The sequence below is a fragment of the Brevundimonas sp. SH203 genome (assembly GCF_002157625.1).
GTDB lineage: Bacteria > Pseudomonadota > Alphaproteobacteria > Caulobacterales > Caulobacteraceae > Brevundimonas.
In genome coordinates this window covers 317,486-334,837 of the sequence record NZ_BDMM01000005.1, presented here as the reverse complement: position 1 = coordinate 334,837, position 17,352 = coordinate 317,486, and the positions used below count along the sequence as shown (strand labels likewise).

The 17,352-nt window shown below is 67.1% G+C and carries 17 protein-coding genes; 6 read left to right on the top strand and 11 right to left on the bottom strand.

Features of this window, described 5'->3' with window-relative positions; translation table 11 throughout:
• Window positions 1–215: 215 nt before the first annotated feature.
• Together SH203_RS15550 and SH203_RS12780 are read right to left on the bottom strand one after the other, a co-directional pair.
• A complete protein-coding gene (locus SH203_RS15550) occupies window positions 216–380 on the bottom strand; it encodes a hypothetical protein (protein ID WP_159457570.1) in 165 nt (54 codons plus the stop codon).
• A gap of 134 nt (window positions 381–514) precedes the next feature.
• Window positions 515–1,189 (bottom strand): OmpA family protein, encoded by a 675-nt coding sequence (locus tag SH203_RS12780; RefSeq protein WP_087121310.1) that lies wholly within the window; start codon window positions 1,187–1,189, stop codon window positions 515–517.
• 226 nt (window positions 1,190–1,415) lie between these two features.
• Between SH203_RS12780 and SH203_RS12775 the strand changes: the two genes are divergently transcribed.
• Complete coding sequence (locus SH203_RS12775) at window positions 1,416–2,327, top strand: isopenicillin N synthase family oxygenase (RefSeq protein ID WP_200808941.1); 912 nt, start codon at window positions 1,416–1,418, stop codon at window positions 2,325–2,327.
• Between the two features lie 4 nt (window positions 2,328–2,331).
• Here the strand turns inward: SH203_RS12775 and SH203_RS12770 are convergent, their stop codons facing one another.
• The 7 genes from SH203_RS12770 to SH203_RS12740 all read right to left on the bottom strand — a co-directional run bounded on the left by SH203_RS12770 (window position 2,332) and on the right by SH203_RS12740 (window position 9,809).
• Window positions 2,332–4,245: a TadE/TadG family type IV pilus assembly protein gene (locus tag SH203_RS12770; RefSeq protein ID WP_159457569.1), complete on the bottom strand. Its 1,914-nt coding sequence runs from the start codon at window positions 4,243–4,245 to the stop codon at window positions 2,332–2,334.
• Between the two features lie 108 nt (window positions 4,246–4,353).
• Window positions 4,354–6,249: a M2 family metallopeptidase gene (locus tag SH203_RS12765; protein ID WP_087121307.1), complete on the bottom strand. Its 1,896-nt coding sequence runs from the start codon at window positions 6,247–6,249 to the stop codon at window positions 4,354–4,356.
• A gap of 64 nt (window positions 6,250–6,313) precedes the next feature.
• Complete coding sequence (gene mtgA, locus SH203_RS12760; RefSeq protein ID WP_087121306.1) at window positions 6,314–7,009, bottom strand: monofunctional biosynthetic peptidoglycan transglycosylase; 696 nt, start codon at window positions 7,007–7,009, stop codon at window positions 6,314–6,316.
• The gene (locus SH203_RS12755) at window positions 7,009–7,974 is read right to left on the bottom strand and encodes a WD40 repeat domain-containing protein (protein WP_087121305.1); all 966 of its coding nucleotides are present in this window, start codon (window positions 7,972–7,974) and stop codon (window positions 7,009–7,011) included. Before SH203_RS12755 ends, mtgA begins: the two co-directional genes overlap by 1 nt.
• Window positions 7,975–7,984: 10 nt before the next feature.
• Complete coding sequence (locus SH203_RS15390) at window positions 7,985–8,317, bottom strand: hypothetical protein (RefSeq protein ID WP_143275736.1); 333 nt, start codon at window positions 8,315–8,317, stop codon at window positions 7,985–7,987.
• 25 nt (window positions 8,318–8,342) lie between these two features.
• Window positions 8,343–9,281, bottom strand: coding sequence for a pirin family protein (locus tag SH203_RS12745; protein WP_087121303.1), 939 nt, complete (start codon window positions 9,279–9,281; stop codon window positions 8,343–8,345).
• A gap of 39 nt (window positions 9,282–9,320) precedes the next feature.
• On the bottom strand, window positions 9,321–9,809 hold the full coding sequence (locus SH203_RS12740; protein WP_087121302.1) for an Lrp/AsnC family transcriptional regulator: 489 nt from the start codon (window positions 9,807–9,809) through the stop codon (window positions 9,321–9,323).
• Between the two features lie 161 nt (window positions 9,810–9,970).
• Here SH203_RS12740 and SH203_RS12735 point away from each other — a divergent pair, with 161 nt between their 5' ends.
• The 5 genes from SH203_RS12735 (at window position 9,971) to lpdA (ending at window position 15,972) form a co-directional block, all read left to right on the top strand.
• On the top strand, window positions 9,971–11,206 hold the full coding sequence (locus SH203_RS12735; protein WP_234989495.1) for a 3-methyl-2-oxobutanoate dehydrogenase (2-methylpropanoyl-transferring) subunit alpha: 1,236 nt from the start codon (window positions 9,971–9,973) through the stop codon (window positions 11,204–11,206).
• A 235-nt stretch (window positions 11,207–11,441) separates the two neighbouring features.
• Window positions 11,442–12,509, top strand: coding sequence for an alpha-ketoacid dehydrogenase subunit beta (locus SH203_RS12730; RefSeq protein WP_087121341.1), 1,068 nt, complete (start codon window positions 11,442–11,444; stop codon window positions 12,507–12,509).
• A gap of 1 nt (window position 12,510) precedes the next feature.
• Window positions 12,511–14,169: a 2-oxo acid dehydrogenase subunit E2 gene (locus SH203_RS12725; protein WP_087121300.1), complete on the top strand. Its 1,659-nt coding sequence runs from the start codon at window positions 12,511–12,513 to the stop codon at window positions 14,167–14,169.
• Between the two features lies 1 nt (window position 14,170).
• On the top strand, window positions 14,171–14,578 hold the full coding sequence (locus SH203_RS15545; RefSeq protein WP_159457568.1) for a hypothetical protein: 408 nt from the start codon (window positions 14,171–14,173) through the stop codon (window positions 14,576–14,578).
• The gene (gene lpdA / locus SH203_RS12720) at window positions 14,575–15,972 is read left to right on the top strand and encodes a dihydrolipoyl dehydrogenase (RefSeq protein WP_087121299.1); all 1,398 of its coding nucleotides are present in this window, start codon (window positions 14,575–14,577) and stop codon (window positions 15,970–15,972) included. Before SH203_RS15545 ends, lpdA begins: the two co-directional genes overlap by 4 nt.
• 14 nt (window positions 15,973–15,986) lie before the next feature.
• Here the strand turns inward: lpdA and SH203_RS12715 are convergent, their stop codons facing one another.
• Both SH203_RS12715 and SH203_RS12710 read right to left on the bottom strand, forming a co-directional pair.
• Window positions 15,987–16,784 carry an SDR family oxidoreductase gene (locus tag SH203_RS12715; RefSeq protein WP_087121298.1) on the bottom strand — a complete coding sequence of 266 codons (798 nt, stop codon included), beginning with the start codon at window positions 16,782–16,784 and terminating at the stop codon, window positions 15,987–15,989.
• A 7-nt stretch (window positions 16,785–16,791) separates the two neighbouring features.
• The gene (locus SH203_RS12710) at window positions 16,792–17,262 is read right to left on the bottom strand and encodes an Rrf2 family transcriptional regulator (RefSeq protein WP_087121297.1); all 471 of its coding nucleotides are present in this window, start codon (window positions 17,260–17,262) and stop codon (window positions 16,792–16,794) included.
• Between the last annotated feature and the right edge of the window lie 90 nt (window positions 17,263–17,352).

Sequence of the window (17,352 nt, the reverse complement as noted above, 5' to 3'; positions counted from 1 at the left end):
GATCGCCCTGGACGGCAAGGGCGAGACCAACCTGGCCAAGCCCACCGCCGACGGCGTGCGTGAACCGCTCAACCGCCGCGCGACCATCGACATCAACTTCTAAGTCCCCAAGGCCGGCCGGTCTGGATACCCAGACCGGCCGGCCAAAGGATCAGATGTCGAACGACTTTGACGCCGCTTCCGAAAGGAGGCGGCGTTTCTGTTTTTGGGGATCGTCACTGTGATCCACTCGTCGAGGATGATGCCTGCACGCTGGGCGGCCTCGGGTTCAGAGCGGCTTCGCCGATGGCGATTACGAGGGTCGCGGTCAGGATGGCGCAGACCACGGCGACGCCGGCCAGCTTCAGGCCCTGTCCAAAATCCCAGTCGTCGGGCGTCACGGCGTCGCTCCTGCGCAGACATCGTCAGGGCTAACCTTGATGTCTGAACCTGTGCAAGCGTAGGCGGGGACCGAAATGCAAAAAGGGCGACGTCTCGCGACGCCGCCCTTCGTTCTTGCGGAATCAGGTCTGGATCAGCCGGTGAACGGGCGGATCAGGATTTCCACGCGGCGGTTCATCGCCTTGCCTTCCGCGGTGGCGTTTGAGGCCACCGGGTTGCGCGAGCTGTTGCCGGCGACATAGAGGCGCTGGGCCAGAACGCCGTTGCGGACCAGTTCGGAGGCGACGCTGCTGGCGCGGCGCTCGGACAGGGGCTGGTTGATCGCGTCGCCGCCCGAGGAATCGGTGTGGCCGATCACGTCGACGGTCGACTGGTCATACTGCTGCAGCACGCGGGCCACGTCCTGCAGGACCGGCAGGAAGCGGGGATCGATGGACGACTGGTTGGTGGCGAAGGTGACGTCCGACGGCATGCGCAGAACCAGGGTGTCGCCCTGACGCGCCACGCCGACGCCCGAGCCGGACAGCTGGGATTCCATCGCGCGCTGCTGGCGATCCATATATTGGCCCACGGCCGCGCCGCCGAGCGCGCCGACGCCGGCGCCGATCAGGGCGTTCTTGCGGCCTTGTTCCCCGCTCGACGTGTTGGTCAGATAGCCCAGCAGGGCCCCGCCCAGCGCGCCGGCGATGGCGCCCGTGCCGGTATTGTTGCGAACGGGGCCGGAGCGATAGGGGTCAGTGGTGGTGCAGGCGGCGGCGCCCAGCAGGGCGGCGATGGAGACGCTGGCGACGATGAACTTGGCGCGCATGGATAAGGTCCTCTTCGTATTTGCGATCTGGCGCGGAAACGAACGCTTACTGTGAAGGTTCCAATCTGTATGCCGCATGAACGGTCTTGCCCATCCGTTCGGGCGAACTGACAATCGCCTGGATTGGGGGTAAGGGAGGCGCTCACCATCCCCTGATCGAAGGACGAAACTCGTGAGCGCGACCCAGGACAACCGCCCGCAGGACCGCGCCATCACGCCGGTTTCGATGAAACAATACGACGCCGATTTCCAGGCGTTCAGCGACGCCCTGGGGGCCTCCTTCTCACGGTTCGGCTTTGCGGTTGTGGCCGATCATGGGCTGGACGAGGCCCGTATCGCCGCCGCCGTCGACGACGCCAGGGCTTTCTTCGCCCTGCCCGAAGAGACCAAGCGCCAGTATCACCAGCCGGGCACGGGCGGGGCGCGCGGCCTGACGCCGTTCGGGGTCGAGGCGGCCAAGGACGCCACGACGGTGGATCTCAAGGAGTTCTGGCACGTCGGCCGCGAGCTGCCTGAGGGGCACCCCTACCGCCGCTACATGCGCGACAATGTCTGGCCGACCGAGATCGAGGGCTTCCGGGACCATCTCTACGGCATGTTCGAGGATCTGGACGCCCTGGGGGCCAGGATTCTGCGCGCCATCGCCCGCTATCTGAAGCTGGGCGACGATTTCTTCGCCGACAAGGTCGAGATGGGCAACAGCGTGCTGCGGATGCTGCACTATCCGCCCGTGCCGGCCGATGCGCCGGGCGTGCGGGCCGGCGCGCACGAGGACATCAATGTCATCACCCTGCTGCTGGGCGCCGAAGAGGCCGGGCTGCAGCTGAAGGAAAAGGACGGCAGCTGGCTGGACATCGCCCCGCCGCCCGGCGCGCTCGTCGTCAATATCGGCGACATGCTGCAGCGCCTGACCAATCACGTCCTGCCGTCGACGACGCACCGGGTGGTCAATCCGGCCCCGGAACGGCGCGGCTTCGCCCGCTATTCCACGCCCTTCTTCCTGCACTTCAACCCGGACTTCCCGATCGAGACCCTGCCCAGCGCCATCACGCCGGACAATCCCGACCGCTATGCCGGAAAGACCATCCTGGCCGAGGACTATCTGACCGAGCGGCTGCGCGAAATCCGCCTGCTCTGACGGATCAGCGCGAGATCCTGAGCCGGGTGATGTCGCGGCCGATGGCCTGGAAGTTGCTGGACAGGTCCGCGCCCGATTGCGGCAGGAAGGCCTTGTCCTTGTCGGTGGCGCAGCTGCTCAGGATGCGGGCCGCGTCGCTGCCCTGATTGATCGAGAAGCCGACGGTATAGACGATCACGCCCTGGGCCTTGATGCCGTCGCACAGCTTTGCGGCCTGGTCGAACGGGTCGCCGTTGGTCGCGTCGCAGGCGATCTTGTCGTAATAGTTGCCCGAGCCGGACCCGGCGTCGCGCGCGATGACGCCGCCGCAATAGGGGGTGTTGAACTCCCCGTCGGTCATCAGGATCACCGCCTTCAACACCTTGGTCGGCTCATAGGCCGCCGCCGTGTTCGAGGGCCACAGCCGGTTGAACCGATCGGAGATCGCATACCAGCCCCAGGCCAGGCCGATCTGGCCCGCCGTCGATCCCGTCACCGACAGGCCGTTCACCAGATTGGTCAGGGTGCCGATGTTGGAGGTCAGCGGCTGTATCGTGGCCGACGGGCAGGGGTTGCGCGGCGACGCATAGTTGCGGCCGACATAGCTCCCCGAACCCGGCGCCGCGTCGGTATAGGCGGCCGATCCGGCGCGCTCGCTGACGCAGGTGGTGTTCTGGAAAACCGTCAGACGGTTGTACTGGGCGTCGCGGAAGATGCGGATAGCGCAGCCGTCCCGGCCGCATTGCACCGATCCGCCGCCCGAATAGTCGGCATAGGCTGCGCCGCCCACGGGCAGGACGAAGGTGTCGGTGCTGGGCCGCTCATAGACTTCGTAGAGGCCGTTGTTTGTGTTGTTCAGCGCCGTCATGCCCCTGACGTCGGAGATGTCCACGCCCTCGCCCTCGGACAGGCCGTGATTGCGCGAGGTGAGGGTCACGTAACAGTCGGATCGCGTGCATTTGCGGATCTGGCCGCCATAGCTGTAGCTGCTGTAGCCGCTGTTGGTGTTCAGCGTGTACCAGGCGCCGCCGGATTGATACTGCAGCGAGACGCGGTTGGCGTCGATCCGCACCACGCGATAGGCGCGATCGTTGATCTGGGTCATGCCGCCGACGCCGCTGATCCAGACATAGTCGTTGGTCGTCAGGCCGTGGCCGTTGGCGGTGACGACGCCGGGCGTGGCGCGGGTGACGCCGCTGATCGACTTGGCCGCCGCCGCCGCCCAGGAGGCGTTCGTGATGGCGGTGTCGTCGATCGGCGCGCCCCTGGCGCCGTCGGCCCATGACCCCAGATTGACCCCGATCGAATAGGGCACGATGGCCATGCGCGAATAATAGGGCGTCTGCTTATCCGCCGGCTGCACCACCAGCTTGATCAACTGGTTGGCGGCGTTCTTCAGGTCGCGGATGCGGTTCCCGCCCATCGACCCGGTGATGTCCAGCACCAGCGAGACCTCGATGTCCTTGGACGAGCGATTGACCTCGGAGTGGACGTTGACCGGCAGGGTGTCGTCCATCAGCTTGCCGTAGGGCGGCAGGACGATATTGGCCACCAGGGTCTTCACCTGCACCCGCATGTCGGCGATGACCACCTGATCCTTGGTCAGCACGATCTTGACGTCGCTGTCGGCGAAGGGTTCGACCGAGGCGCCGCGCAGATTGGCCCTGAGGGCGACCACGGCCACCTTCTGAAGGTCGCTCGGGTCCGTATAGGACGACCGCGCGGCCGCCAGGGTCGCTGCGTCCAGCGCGTCCTGCACCCGCGCCTTGACCGTCGTGATGCGGTTCAGGTCGATCCCGCCCAGGGTGATCATGACCAGGGCCGGCATGACCAGGGCGAAGATCATCACGACATTGCCGCCGCGATCCGCGCCCAGACGAGACGCCAGGTCGCGCAGCCCGCGCAGGCTTCGGCCGATCAGTGTGGAAGCGTTCGCCAAGATCATCCCCATGGGCGCGGCCGGCCGCATGACCGCCCGATCAGCCGGCAGTCTGGCGCCGGGCGGTTAAGGTAACGCTCATGGGGAAGGGTTAACGGCGTCCGTCGGTCAGGCGGCGCTCCATCCGCACTGATGACCGCGGTTCTGCTGCTCCAGCCAGACGTTCAGCGGCGCAAAATAGTCGGCGATGGCCGAGGCGTCGTTGCCGTCGTCGCCGGTGAAGGCCTTCATCGCCTCCTGCCACGGGCGCGACTGGCCCATCTGCAGCATGGCGTTGAAACGCTCTCCCACCGGCTTGTTGCCATAGACAGAGCAGCGGTGCAGCGGCCCGGTCCAGCCCGCCTGTTTGCAGGCCGCGCGCTGGAACTGGAACTGATAGATGGCCGCCAGGAAGTAGCGTGTATAGGGCGTGTTGCCCGGCACATGGTATTTGGCGCCGGGATCGAAGGCGTTGGCGGGACGCGGGCCGGGCGGGACCAGACCCTGGTACTGCAGCATGTCGGCCGTCCAGGCGGTGTTGTACTGGGCCGGCGTCGTCTGGCCCGAGAAGACGTCCCAGCGCCAGCGGTCGACCATCAGGCCGAACGGCAGGAAGGCGATCTTGTCCAGCGCCATCTTCAGCAGGAAGGGAATGTCCTCGTCGTCGCCCGGCGTGGTCTTCAACAGGCCGATCTGGTTCAGATAGGTCGGCGTCAGGGCCGACAGGCCGACGAAGTCGCCGATGGCCTCGTGGAAGCCGTCGTTGGCTCCGTTCCTGAACAGCATCGGCTGGTTCTTGTAGGCCCGCTGATAGTAGTTGTGACCCAGTTCGTGGTGGACGGTGTAGAAGTCGTCGCCATTGACGTTGGTGCACATCTTGATGCGGATGTCGTCGGCGTTGTCCAGGTCCCAGGCCGAGGCGTGGCAGACCACCTCGCGGTCGCGCGGACGGGTGATCTGGCTGCGCTCCCAGAAGGTCTCGGGCAGGGGATCGAGGCCCAGCGAGACATAGAAGCCCTCGCCCGTCCTGACCATCCTGGTCGCGTCGTAATCGGCGGCCTTCAGCAGTTCGGTCAGGTCGTAGCTTGAGGCGCCGCCGGTCGCCGGGGCCACCACATCATAGATATTGCCCCACTGCTGGGACCACATATTGCCCAACAGGTCGGCGCGGATCGGGCCGTGGTCCGGCTGGACCGCATCGCCATATTTGGCGTTCAGCCGGGCGCGCACATAGCAGTGCAGGTTCTCGTAGAAGGGTTTGACCTGTTCCCACAGTCGGTCGGTCTCGGCGGCGAAATCGTCGGCGGGCATGTCGTAGCCCGACCGCCACAGGGCGCCGGTGTCGGCGAAGCCCAGCTCGCGCGAGCCTTCGTTGGCGATCTCGACCATCCGGGCGTAGTCGTCGCGCATGACCGGCGAAATGGTGCGCCAGCCTTCGTACAGCGCCTTGGTCTCTTCGGGATCGCGGCTGTCGGCCAGGATCAGCGAGGCCTCGTCCAGGGTGATCTTGCGGCCCTTGAAGTCGAACTTGCCGGTCGAATAGGTCGAATCCAGACGGGTGGTCAGCTGCGCCAGTTCGTTCGCCGCGCCCGGCCGGTTGGGCGCCGGCAGCACCAGCCCCAGCCGCAGCAGGTCCAGCTTGCGCCGCACGACGGGATCGACCTGAACGGCGTTGAACCTGGCGGCCTGGTTGGCCATTCGGACCTGAAGCTCGGTCGCCTCGGCGTTGGCCTTGGACTCCAGCCACATGGTGTCGAAGGTGATGTTGGTGGCGCGCGCCCACTGGATGCGGGCGACATATTCGCTGACCTCGGCCATCCTGGTTTCGGCGTCGGCGATGAAGGCGGTCGCGCCCTCGGCGGTGATCGGATAGTCGGCGCGCAGGCCGCCGACGGCGGGCGCGGCCGGGGTCGAGGCGGTCTGCTCGGCGCCCGCGGCGCGCGCTTCGGTCTCGGGGGTGCTGGCGCAGCCGGCGGCGAAGGCGAGGGCGCAGACCGCGACGGCGGTCATCATCTGACGCTTCATGATGGATCTCCTGAACAGCGCGCGCAGGAGAGGCGAGGCCCGGTCGCGCGTCAAGCGCGGCGGTTCAGCCCCGGCCGACGACGCAGGCGTTCAGGCCCTGGTTCCGCACCGCTCCCATCGCCGCCTGAACGCGCGCGGCCCGGCGACGCACATAGGGGCCGGGATCGGCCGCTTCATAGCGGCGCGGGGCGGGCAGGATGGCGGCGAGACGCGCCGCCTCGCGCGGGCTGAGGTCCGCCGCATCCTTGCCGAACCAGTGACGCGACGCGGCCTGGGCGCCATAGACGCCGGGCGCCCATTCCACCACGTTCAGATAGACCTCCATGATCCGCCGCTTGGACCAGACCGCCTCGATCAGCACGGTGTAGCCCGCCTCCAGCCCCTTGCGGACCCAGTCGCGGCCGGGCCACAGGAAGACGTTCTTGGCCGTCTGCTGGCTGATGGTCGAACCGCCCCGGATGCGCCCGCCCTCGGCGTTGTGGTCCAGCGCCTTCTGGATGGCGTCCATGTCGAAGCCGTGGTGGCTGCAGAACCGGGCGTCCTCGGCGGCGATGGCGGCGTTGACCAGGTTGGGAGAGATGCGGTTCAGCCCGCGCCACTGATAATCCACCCCCTCGCCCCGCACGGCCTGGCGCAGCATCAGAAGGGTCGGCGGCGGCGGCACGACCGCCACGATCAGCACGCCGGCGATCGGGAACAGCACCACGATCGCCAGCACGATCAGCAGAACCCGACGCCCCCGCTTGCGTCCCTTGCCCATCAGAGGACGATCACGCCGGCCCGGCCGTCCTCGTCGGCCCAGGCGACCTTGTCCACGGCGGGGCTCAGCGACAGGGCGACGATGGCCGCCCCCTTCTCGGCCTTGACGAAGTTCAGCCCCTGCGCCGCCGGATGGGCGACCCAGACCCGACCGTCCAGCAGCCCGGCGGCCAGCAGCCCTTGATCGGCGCGGGCCGAGACCAGGTTGACCAGGGTGGTGTCGTCATAGCCGATCTCGGTCGCCTCGCGCCCCATCGGCCCGTTCGCCCCGACGAAGGGCCACAGCACCGCGCCCTGCGCGCCCGAAGTCGCCATCAACTGCCCGCCAGCCAGGAAGGCCATCGACCGCACCTTGCCCGGATAGCCGCCCATCCGCAGGTTCTTGGCGTCCTTGATGCGCCAGCCGTGCATCTGGTTGTCCTGCATCGTCGTGACGACGAAGGCGCCGTCGGGCGAAAAGGCGACGCCGGTGTGCGACCCGGCCCAGGCGAGCCTGACCGGCTGCTGCTTCTCGATCCGCGCATACCACAGCGCCGCCCCGCCATAGGTCGAGGTCGCGATGCGCCGGCCCTTGGGCTCGAAGGCGACGCCCGAGACGGTGCGCTCGTGCTGGAAGTCGCGGCGGAAACCGACCTCCTTGGGGTCGATCACCGACAGGGTGCGGCCGAAGGAAAAGGCGATCAGGCCCGAAGCGGGCGAGGCGTCGATGGCGTCGATCCACTGGTTTTTGGCCGTCGCCAGGACGACGGCTTCCTCGTCGCGGCGGGTCCAGACCACCCGGCCGTCGTCGCCGCCCGTGACGACGCCGTCGCCGGACGGATGGACGCAGGCGCACAGCACGGCCCCGTCATGGGCCTCGACCCGCGTTCGATCCTCGAACCGCACCGAGCCGTCGCCGAGGGCGAAGACGGCGCCGGTGTTGTCGAACAGGGCGGCGGTGACCTGGGCGTCGAAATCGAAGTTCATGGCGCAGGCGTTAGCGGGTTGCGGGGATCGTGCCTATAGCCGATGCCTCATCGGTGCGGATCAGAACGCGGTCGCCCCAAAAAGATAGGTTGGCGCGTTCAGGAGCGATGACCACCTCGTACCAATACTCGTCATCCCAAAGGATAGCGCTGCCTTCCGTCGTTCCAGACAGGATAAGCGCGTCTGGTTCGCTTTGCTCGATGGATAGAACGGGCCAACGCATGGCCTTTGAAAATCCATCAACGACAAACAGCCCGCCCCAATCGTCAATCGGTTCAAAACGAAGCGTGTAGACTCCTTGAGAACCCGAGGCTTCAAGCTGAAACGGCTTCGGACATTTCACCCTCATCCTCATATCGTGTCGCCGCTCAGACCGGATCGGTCGGCTTGGGTTCCACGGGCGCGGGGGCGCCTTGCGCCCTGGCGGGTTCGTCGGGCAGGGGGATGAACTCCAGGTCGTCGGCGTCGGGCAGTTTCATCCGTCCCGCCTTCCAGTCGGCCTTGGCCTGGTCGATCCGATCCTGGCTGGAGGCGACGAAGTTCCACCAGATCAGCCGCTCGCCCACCGGCTCGCCGCCCAGAACCATGACCGTCGCCTGGGTCAGGGCTTTGACGGTCGGCTCCGCGCTGGGCGACAGCACGACCATCTGCCCCTCGTGGAAGGTGCGGTCCCCGACCTCGATGGACCCCCTGGCGACATAGAGGGCGCGCTCGCTCATGCCGCCGGCGCCCCTGGCGGCGGGCGGCGCGGTGCGCACGCCGGGCTGAAGCTCCCAATGGATGTAGAACAGCGGCGACGACACGGGCGCCTCGGCCTTGGCGCCGTAAGCTTCGCCCGCCACCAGCCGCGCGAACAGGCCGCCGTTCTCATAGGCGGGCTGGGCGTCCTCGCCCAGGTGAGCGAAGGACGGATCGATCTCCTCGGCCTCGGCGGGCAGGGCGACCCAGGCCTGCATCCCGTGCATCGGCCCGCCCCGGCTCCTGGTCAGGGGATCGGTGCGCTCGGAATGGACGATGCCCTTGCCGGCGGTCATCCAGTTGACCTCGCCCGGCCGGATCGCCTGATCGTAGCCCAGATTGTCGTGGTGCATGATCTGACCCTCGAACAGATAGGTCAGGGTCGACAGGCCGATATGGGGGTGCGGCCGCACGTCGATGGCGGTCGATCCCGGTGCGAACTCGGCCGGCCCCATCTGGTCCAGGAAGATGAACGGCCCCACCATCCGGCGCGCATGGAAGGGCAGGACGCGCCCGACCTCGAACCCGCCCAGGTTCTTGCGGCGCGCGTCGATCACCAGTTCGATCATGTGTCGGCTCCCACGGCGGTCGGCGCCGCCCGAGAAACCTTATCCGACGTGAGGCGTGATGATGCCAAGGGGCAGGGCGGTCACATTCTTCACGCCGCGCGTGACGATGTGACTTTCACAGTCCGACACGATGCCCAGCGCCAGCAGCTTCTCGCGCAGGAACAGGTCGAAGGCGTGCATGTCCGAGGTGATGATGCGCAGCACATAGTCCTCGCGCCCGGTGATGGTGGCGCACTGCACCACCTCCGGCCATTTGGCCACGGCGGCCTCGAAGACGTTCAGATTGTCCGAGGATGGCAGCATCAGCTTGACGATGGCGTACACCTCGAAGTCCAGGCCCAGAAGCTTGGCGTTCAGCAGGGTGACGCGCTTGGTGATCAGGCCGGAATCCTCCAGCCGTTTGATCCGTCGCCAGCAGGGCGAGGCCGACAATCCGACGCGATCCGCGACCTCTGCGACCGACAGCCCGGCGTCTTGTTGCAGGATATCCAGGATACGGGCGTCGATGGGATCGAGTTCGTCCGCCAAGGCGTTTCTCCGATTATGATTATGGCGAAATAAAATACCCGAAATCGGGATTTAGCAAGGTCAATTTGAGCGAGCGCCTGCTTAGGGGCCGTGTTATCAAACGTCCAGAGGAAACACGGACGGACCCCCGAACGGACATGGACGCCCGCATGAACGACAAAATGAGCAAAAAGAACAGCCAGCCCCTGTCGCTGCACGTGCCGGAACCGTCCGGCCGTCCCGGCGACGCGCCGGACTTCAGCCATCTGAAGATGGACCCCGCCGGCGTGGTTGAGCGGCCCGAGGTCGGGTCCACGCCCTACGCCATGCGCGACCTGGCCTTCCGCCTGATTCGCGTTCTGGACGACGAGGGCCAGGCGGTCGGCCCATGGAATCCGCGCCTTGACCCCGAGACATTGCGTCGCGGCCTGAAGGCCATGATCCTGACCCGCGCCTTCGACGACCGGATGCATCGCGCCCACCGCCAGGGCAAGACCAGCTTCTATATGAAATGCACCGGCGAAGAGGCGATCGCGGTCGCCCAGGGGATGCTGCTCAGCCGCGAGGACATGGGCTTTCCCACCTATCGCCAGCAGGGGCTGCTGATCGCGCGCGGCTATCCGCTGGTCGATATGATGAACCAGATCTATTCCAACGCGGCGGACCCGATCAAAGGCCGCCAGCTGCCGATCATGTATTCGGCCAAGGACTACGGCTTCTTCACCATCAGCGGCAATCTGGGCACCCAGGTGCCGCAGGCGGTCGGCTGGGCCATGGCCAGCGCCTACAAGGGCGACGACAAGATCGCCATCAGCTGGATCGGCGACGGCGCCACGGCCGAGGGCGACTTCCACAACGCCCTGACCTTCGCTTCCGTCTATCGCGCCCCGGTCATCCTGAACGTGGTCAACAACCAGTGGGCCATTTCGTCCTTCATGGGCATCGCGGGCGGTCTTGAGACGACCTTCGCCTCCAAGGCCATCGGCTATGGCCTGCCGGCCCTGCGGGTGGACGGCAACGACTTTCTGGCCGTCTGGGCGGCGACCCAGTGGGCCGAGGAGCGTGCGCGGTCGAACCAGGGCGCGACGGTGATCGAGCTGTTCACCTATCGCGGCGCCCCCCACTCCACCTCCGACGACCCCAGCCGCTATCGCCCCGGCGACGAACACGACAAATGGCCGCTGGGCGATCCGCTGGAGCGGCTGCGCCAGCACCTGACCGTGATCGGCGAATGGGACGACGAACGCCACACGGCCGCGCTGAAAGAGGCCGTGGAACAGGTCCGCGCCGCCGGCAAGGAGGCCGAGGCCATCGGCACCCTGGGCCAATCGCGGCCCAGCGTGAAGACGATGTTCGAAGAGGTCTATGCGACCGAGGACTGGCGGCTGGTCGAACAGCGCCGCGAGGTGGGGGTCTGACGATGAGCCTCTTGCCTCAAACTCCGTCACCCTCGGGCTTGACCCGAGGGCCGGGCGTTCAGCCGCTCGTCCGCGAGGGTTCGAATGCCGCCCTCTCCGCCACACGCTTCAAGCATTGCCAGACCCCGCCTCCGATCCTCGGGTCAAGCCCGAGGATGACGATGAATGCGGAGGGTGTTTCCCGATGAGCGAGACCTTCAGCCAAGCCGACCGCAACGACGGCGTCGAGCCCGACATGGTCGATCAGAACGCCGCCCCCGCCTCCCAGGCGTCCGGCGCGGGCGTCGTGCCGATGAATATGATCCAGGCCCTGAACTCGGCCATCGACGTCAAGATGGCCGAGGACGCCAATGTCCTGTCGTTCGGCGAGGACGCCGGCTATTTCGGCGGGGTCTTCCGCGTCACCGACAAGCTGCAGCAGAAGCACGGCCTGACCCGCAGCTTCGACGCCCCGATCAGCGAATGCGGCATCGTCGCCGCCGCCATCGGCATGGGCGCCTATGGCCTGCGCCCGGTCGTGGAGATCCAGTTCGCCGACTACATCTATCCGGCCTATGACCAGATCGTCTCCGAGGCGGCCAAGATGCGCTATCGCTCGGGCGGTCAGTTCACCAGCCCCATCGTGGTGCGCAGCCCCTATGGCGGCGGCATCTTCGGCGGCCAGACGCACAGCCAGTCGCCGGAAAGCCTGTTCACCCATATCGCGGGCCTGAAGGTCGTCATTCCGTCCAATCCCTATGACGCCAAGGGCCTGTTGACCGCCGCCATCGAGGACGACGATCCGGTCGTCTTCTTCGAGCCGAAACGCCTCTACAACGGCCCGTTCGACGGCTGGCACGAGAAGCCGGTCTCGCCGTGGAAGACGCAGGACCTGGCCCAGGTTCCAACGGCCAAATACGTCGAACCCATCGGCAAGGCGCGCGTGATGCGCGAGGGGAACGACGTCACCATCCTGGCCTATGGCACCATGGTCTGGGTCGCGCTGGCGGGCGCCGAACACGCGGGCGTGGACGCCGAGGTCATCGACCTGCGCACCCTGGTCCCGCTGGACATTGAGACCATCGAGGCCTCGGTCAAGAAGACGGGCCGCTGCGTCATCGTGCATGAGGCGCCCAAGACCTCGGGATTCGGCGGCGAGCTGTCGGCCCTGGTTCAGGAGCGCTGCTTCTATCACCTGGAGGCGCCCGTGGCGCGCGTGACCGGCTGGGACACCCCCTATCCCCATGCTTTCGAATGGGAATATTTCCCCGGACCACAAAGGGTCGCATACGCCCTGAACGCCGTCATGTCGGGAGGTCGATAAGATGGGTCGTTTCGTCTTCAAACTGCCCGACGTGGGCGAAGGCACCGCCGAGGCCGAACTGGTCGCCTGGCACGTCAAGGTCGGCGATACGGTCGCCGAGGACCAGATCGTCGCCGACGTCATGACCGACAAGGCCACGGTCGAGATCACCGCCCCCGTGTCCGGCAAGGTCACGGCCCTGCACGGCGAACCCGGCGCCATGGTCCCCGTGCGCGGCCCTCTGGTCGAGTTCGAGGTCGAGGGGGCGGGCAATGCGGATGACGCCCCGGCGCCGGCCGCCGTCGCCAAGCCGGCCCCTGCGCCTGTGGTCGCCGATGCGCCGAAGGTCGAGAGCGCGCCTGTCGCCCCTGTCGAAGCGCCGACGTCCGGCAACTACGTCTTCAAACTGCCCGACGTGGGCGAAGGCACGGCCGAGGCTGAGCTGGTCGGTTGGCACGTCAAGGTCGGGGATGCGGTCGAGGAAGACCAGATCCTGGCCGATGTCATGACCGACAAGGCGACGGTCGAAATCACCTCGCCGGTCGCCGGAACGGTCGTCGCCCTGTATGGCGAGGCGGGCAAGTCCGTGCCCGTCGGCGGCCCGCTGGTGGCCTTCGAGGTCGAGGGGCAGGGCAATGTCCCGACGCCGGTTTCGGCCCCCAAAACCGCCTCGAAACCGGCGGAGAATTCGACGACGAATTCCGCTGTGACTTCGACGACGGGGCGTGGGATTTCGAAGACGTCGATGACGATCCCGTCCAAGCCCGTTCCCGCCCTGACCGGACGCGCCGCCGGCGAACGTCCGCTGGCCTCGCCCGCCGTGCGGAATCGCGCGCGCGACCTGGGCGTGGACCTGACCTTCGTGCCCGGTTCCGGCCCCGCCGGACGCATCACCCACGAAGACCTGGACGGCTTCATCGCCCGGGGCGGCGTTCAGCCCGCGGCGGCGCCGTCCGGCGGTGGATCGACCTACGCCAGGGCGGAGGGGACGACCGAGGTCCGCATCATCGGCCTGCGTCGCAAGATCGCGGAGAAGATGGCCGAGAGCGTGCGCCGCATCCCGCACATCACCTATGTCGAGGAAATCGACATGACGGCGGTGGAGGAGCTGCGCGCCCACCTGAACGCGACGAAACAGAAGGACCAGCCCAAGCTGAACGTCCTGCCCTTCATCGCCCGCGCCATCGTGGTCGCCCTGAAGGATCAGCCTCAGATCAACGCCACCTATGACGACGAGGCGGGCGTCCTGACCCAGAACGCCCCGGTCCATCTGGGCATCGCCGCCCAGACGCCGAACGGCCTGATGGTGCCGGTGGTCCGCCACGCCGAGGCGCGCGACCCCTATGACACGGCGCTGGAGATCACCCGCGTCTCGGGCGCGGCCAAGGACGGGACGGCCAAACGCGAGGAGCTGAGCGGCTCGACCATCACCATCACCTCGCTGGGCACGCTGGGCGGGGTGGTCCACACCCCGATCATCAACCACCCCGAGGTCGCCATCGTCGGCCCCAACAAGATCGCCGAACGGGTCGTGGTCAAGGACGGCCAGATGGTCGTCCGCAAGATGATGAACCTGTCCTCCAGCTTCGACCACCGCATCGTCGACGGCCATGACGCGGCGGTCTTCGTGCAGCGGATCAAGGGGCTGCTGGAAAACCCCGCGACCTTATGGATGGGGTGAGGTGATGATTGGAAAGCTCGCAGGTTTGGTTGCGGTTCTGGTTGGCGGGTGCGGACAAGAACGTCCAGAATCAGTATCTGGGTCCTCTATCCAAGAGGCTGAGTGGCCTGCACTTCCAACCGAGGCTTTTGTGTCCAGACGGATTGCCAATGAGACGGATATGAAGGAGGGGCGCGCCGTCTTTACGGTGCCTATGGCCTCTTCCCGCGCACCACTGGCGATCAATATTCCTCAGTACGCCCTTTGGACTGACGAAAAGGGCGTTCGCCACCGCGTGATTGTTGTTCAGGCGGAGCGAACTTCAACGGGCGATGTTGTTGGCTTGCGCGATGCGTCTGGTGCTGACGTGGTCGCAACGCTGTCCGAACTGCAGTTGCTGGGCCGTGTTGAGCCCACAGGTATCGAATGACCCAGACCCTGAAAACCAAAGTCCTGATCATCGGCGCGGGCACCGGCGGCTATGTCGCGGGGATTCGCTGCGGCCAGTTGGGCCTGGACACCGTGCTGGTGGACGGCGGCGACGGGCTGGGCGGGACGTGCCTGAACGTCGGCTGCATTCCGTCCAAGGCCATCATCCATGCAGCGGGCAAGTTCGAGACGGTGGCCAGGGCGGCCGGCGGCGGGACGCTGGGCATCACGGCGGCGGCGCCCGCCATCGACCTGAAACAGACGGTCGAATGGAAGGACGGCATCGTCCGTAAGCTGAACGGCGGGGTCGCGGCCCTGCTGAAGAAGGCCAGGGTCAAGGTGATCAAGGGCTGGGCCAACTTCGAGGACGCCAAGACCTGCGTGGTGAAGACCGACGACGGCGAGGTGAGGATCACCGCCGAACACGTCATCCTGGCCACGGGGTCCGAGCCGGTCGAACTGCCCTTCCTGCCGTTCGGCGGCGACGTCATCTCCTCAACCGAGGCGCTGAGCCTGTCGGAGGTTCCCAAGAAGCTGGTCGTGGTCGGCGGCGGCTATATCGGGCTGGAGCTGGGCATCGCCTATCGCAAGCTGGGCGCCGAGGTGGCCATCGTCGAAATGGCCGAGCGGATCCTGCCGCTTTACGACAAGGCCCTGACCGATCCGGTGGCCAAATGGCTGGAGAAGCACGGGGTCGAGCTGCACCTGGGCGCCCGCGCCGGCGGGTTCGGCGGCGGCCGGCTGAACGTCACCACGATGGACGGCGAGCCTCTGCAGCTTGAGGCCGACAAGGTGCTGGTCACGGTGGGCCGCAGGCCGCGCACCCAGGGCTGGGGGCTGGAAAACATGGGCGTGGCCATGGCCGGGCCGTTCGTGAAGATCGACCAGCGCTGCGCCACCTCGATGAAGAACGTCTGGGCCGTCGGCGACCTGACCGGCGAACCCATGCTGGCGCACAAGGGGTCGGCCCAGGGCGAGATGGTCGCGGAAATCATCGCCGGCCATGACCGGGTGTTCGATCCGGTCACCATCGCCGCCGTCTGTTTCACCGAGCCGGAGATCGTCTCGGCGGGCCTGGGGCCGAACGATGTGGAGGGCCGCGACGACGTGATCCAGTCGGTCTTCCCCTTCGCCGCCATCGGCCGGGCGCTGGCCATCGAGGCGGGCGAGGACGGCGGCTTCGTGCGGGTGATCGCGTCCAAGGCCGATCATCGCATCCTGGGCCTGCAGGCGGTGGGGCAGCATGTGTCGGAACTGTCCAACAGCTTCGCCCAGATGCTGGAGATGGGGGCGGTGCTGGAGGACGTCGCCGGGACCATCCATGTCCACCCGACCCTGGGCGAGGCCTTCCATGAGGCGTCGCTGCGTGCGCTGGGTCACGCCATCCACATCTGACCTGTGTGGCGGCCTTACAGCCGCTCCAGCCGCCTGGCGTGGTTGGCCACCATCCGCAGGGCCAGGCCGTCGGGCAGGAACCGCGCCAGGCCGGCCATGACGTTGTTCATCACGCCGGGGGTGACGCTGGGGCGGTTGGCCTCGCTGGCGTCGACGCCGATGCGGGCGACGCGGGCGGCGTCCATCCACATCCACGGCGGATAGGCGCGGGACACCTGATCGCGCGAGCCGTTGACGTCGTGAAACTCCGTCAGGGTGTAGCCGGGGTTCAGGACCGTGACGTGGACGCCGGTTCCCAGCGTCTCCAGATGCAGGCCCTGCGACGCCTTGATCAGGAAGCTCTTGATCGGCCCGTACAGGGTGTCGCCGCCGGTCGCGGGCATCTGTCCGGCCAGCGACGCCACGTTCAGCACCCGGCCGAAGCGACGCTGGATCATGCCGGGCAGCAACAGGCGCGACAGCGCGATCGGCGCGGTCAGCATGACCTGGATCATGGCCCGGTGGGCGTCCAGGTCCGTGTCCAGAAAGCCGGTCACGCGGCTGAAACCCGCATTGTTGACCAGACCGTCGACGGTCAGGCCGCGCGCGGCGATGGCGGCGACCAGCCGTTCGGGCGCGGCCGGGTCGCCCAGATCCTCTAGGATCACGGTCGCGACGACGCCGTGGGCGGTGGTCAGTTCATCCGCCAGCGCCTGCAGCGGGTCTTGGCGACGCGCCGTCAGGATCAGGTCCCAGCCCCTCGACGCATAGACTCGCGCCAGGGCCGCGCCGATGCCGGCCGAGGCGCCGGTGATCAGGACCGTCCGGCGCACGCGAGGCTCAGGCCGCGACGGGGCAGGACGGGTGGACGGTGAAGGCCGCCAGAGAGGCGGGGTTTTCGGCCAGCAGGTCGGCTATGGTGATTTTGGACAGGGCCTCGGTCGCGGCCTCGTCGGCGGCGGTCAGGGCCTTGGCCACCTGGCGAGGGATGTGTTCGCTGATGGGGCAGCCCTTGGCGCCGGCGGGCGGGGAGCCGATGTGGGCGCAGCCGTTCACCGCCTTCAGCACCTCGTCCAGCCGGATGTCCTCGGGCCGGCGCAGCAGCCAGGAGCCGCCGGTCGCGCCCGGCCGTGTGGCGATCAGCCCGGCCTTGGCCAACAGGGCGGTCACGCGACGCACGACGACGGGGTTGGTCGGGATGGACGAGGCCAGGACGCCGCTGGGCGCGGCCTGCGCAGGCCCGTAGGCGCCCTTGTGGGCCATATAGGCCAGGGCGTGGGCGGCGACGGGAAAGCGCTGGCTGTCTGACATGGTTCTGTTCCTGATGCGAAAATAGGCGCTTGAGCGCCAAATCACAAATCGCTCGCGGAACGGCGAAACCGAATCCTTCCAGGCGCGATT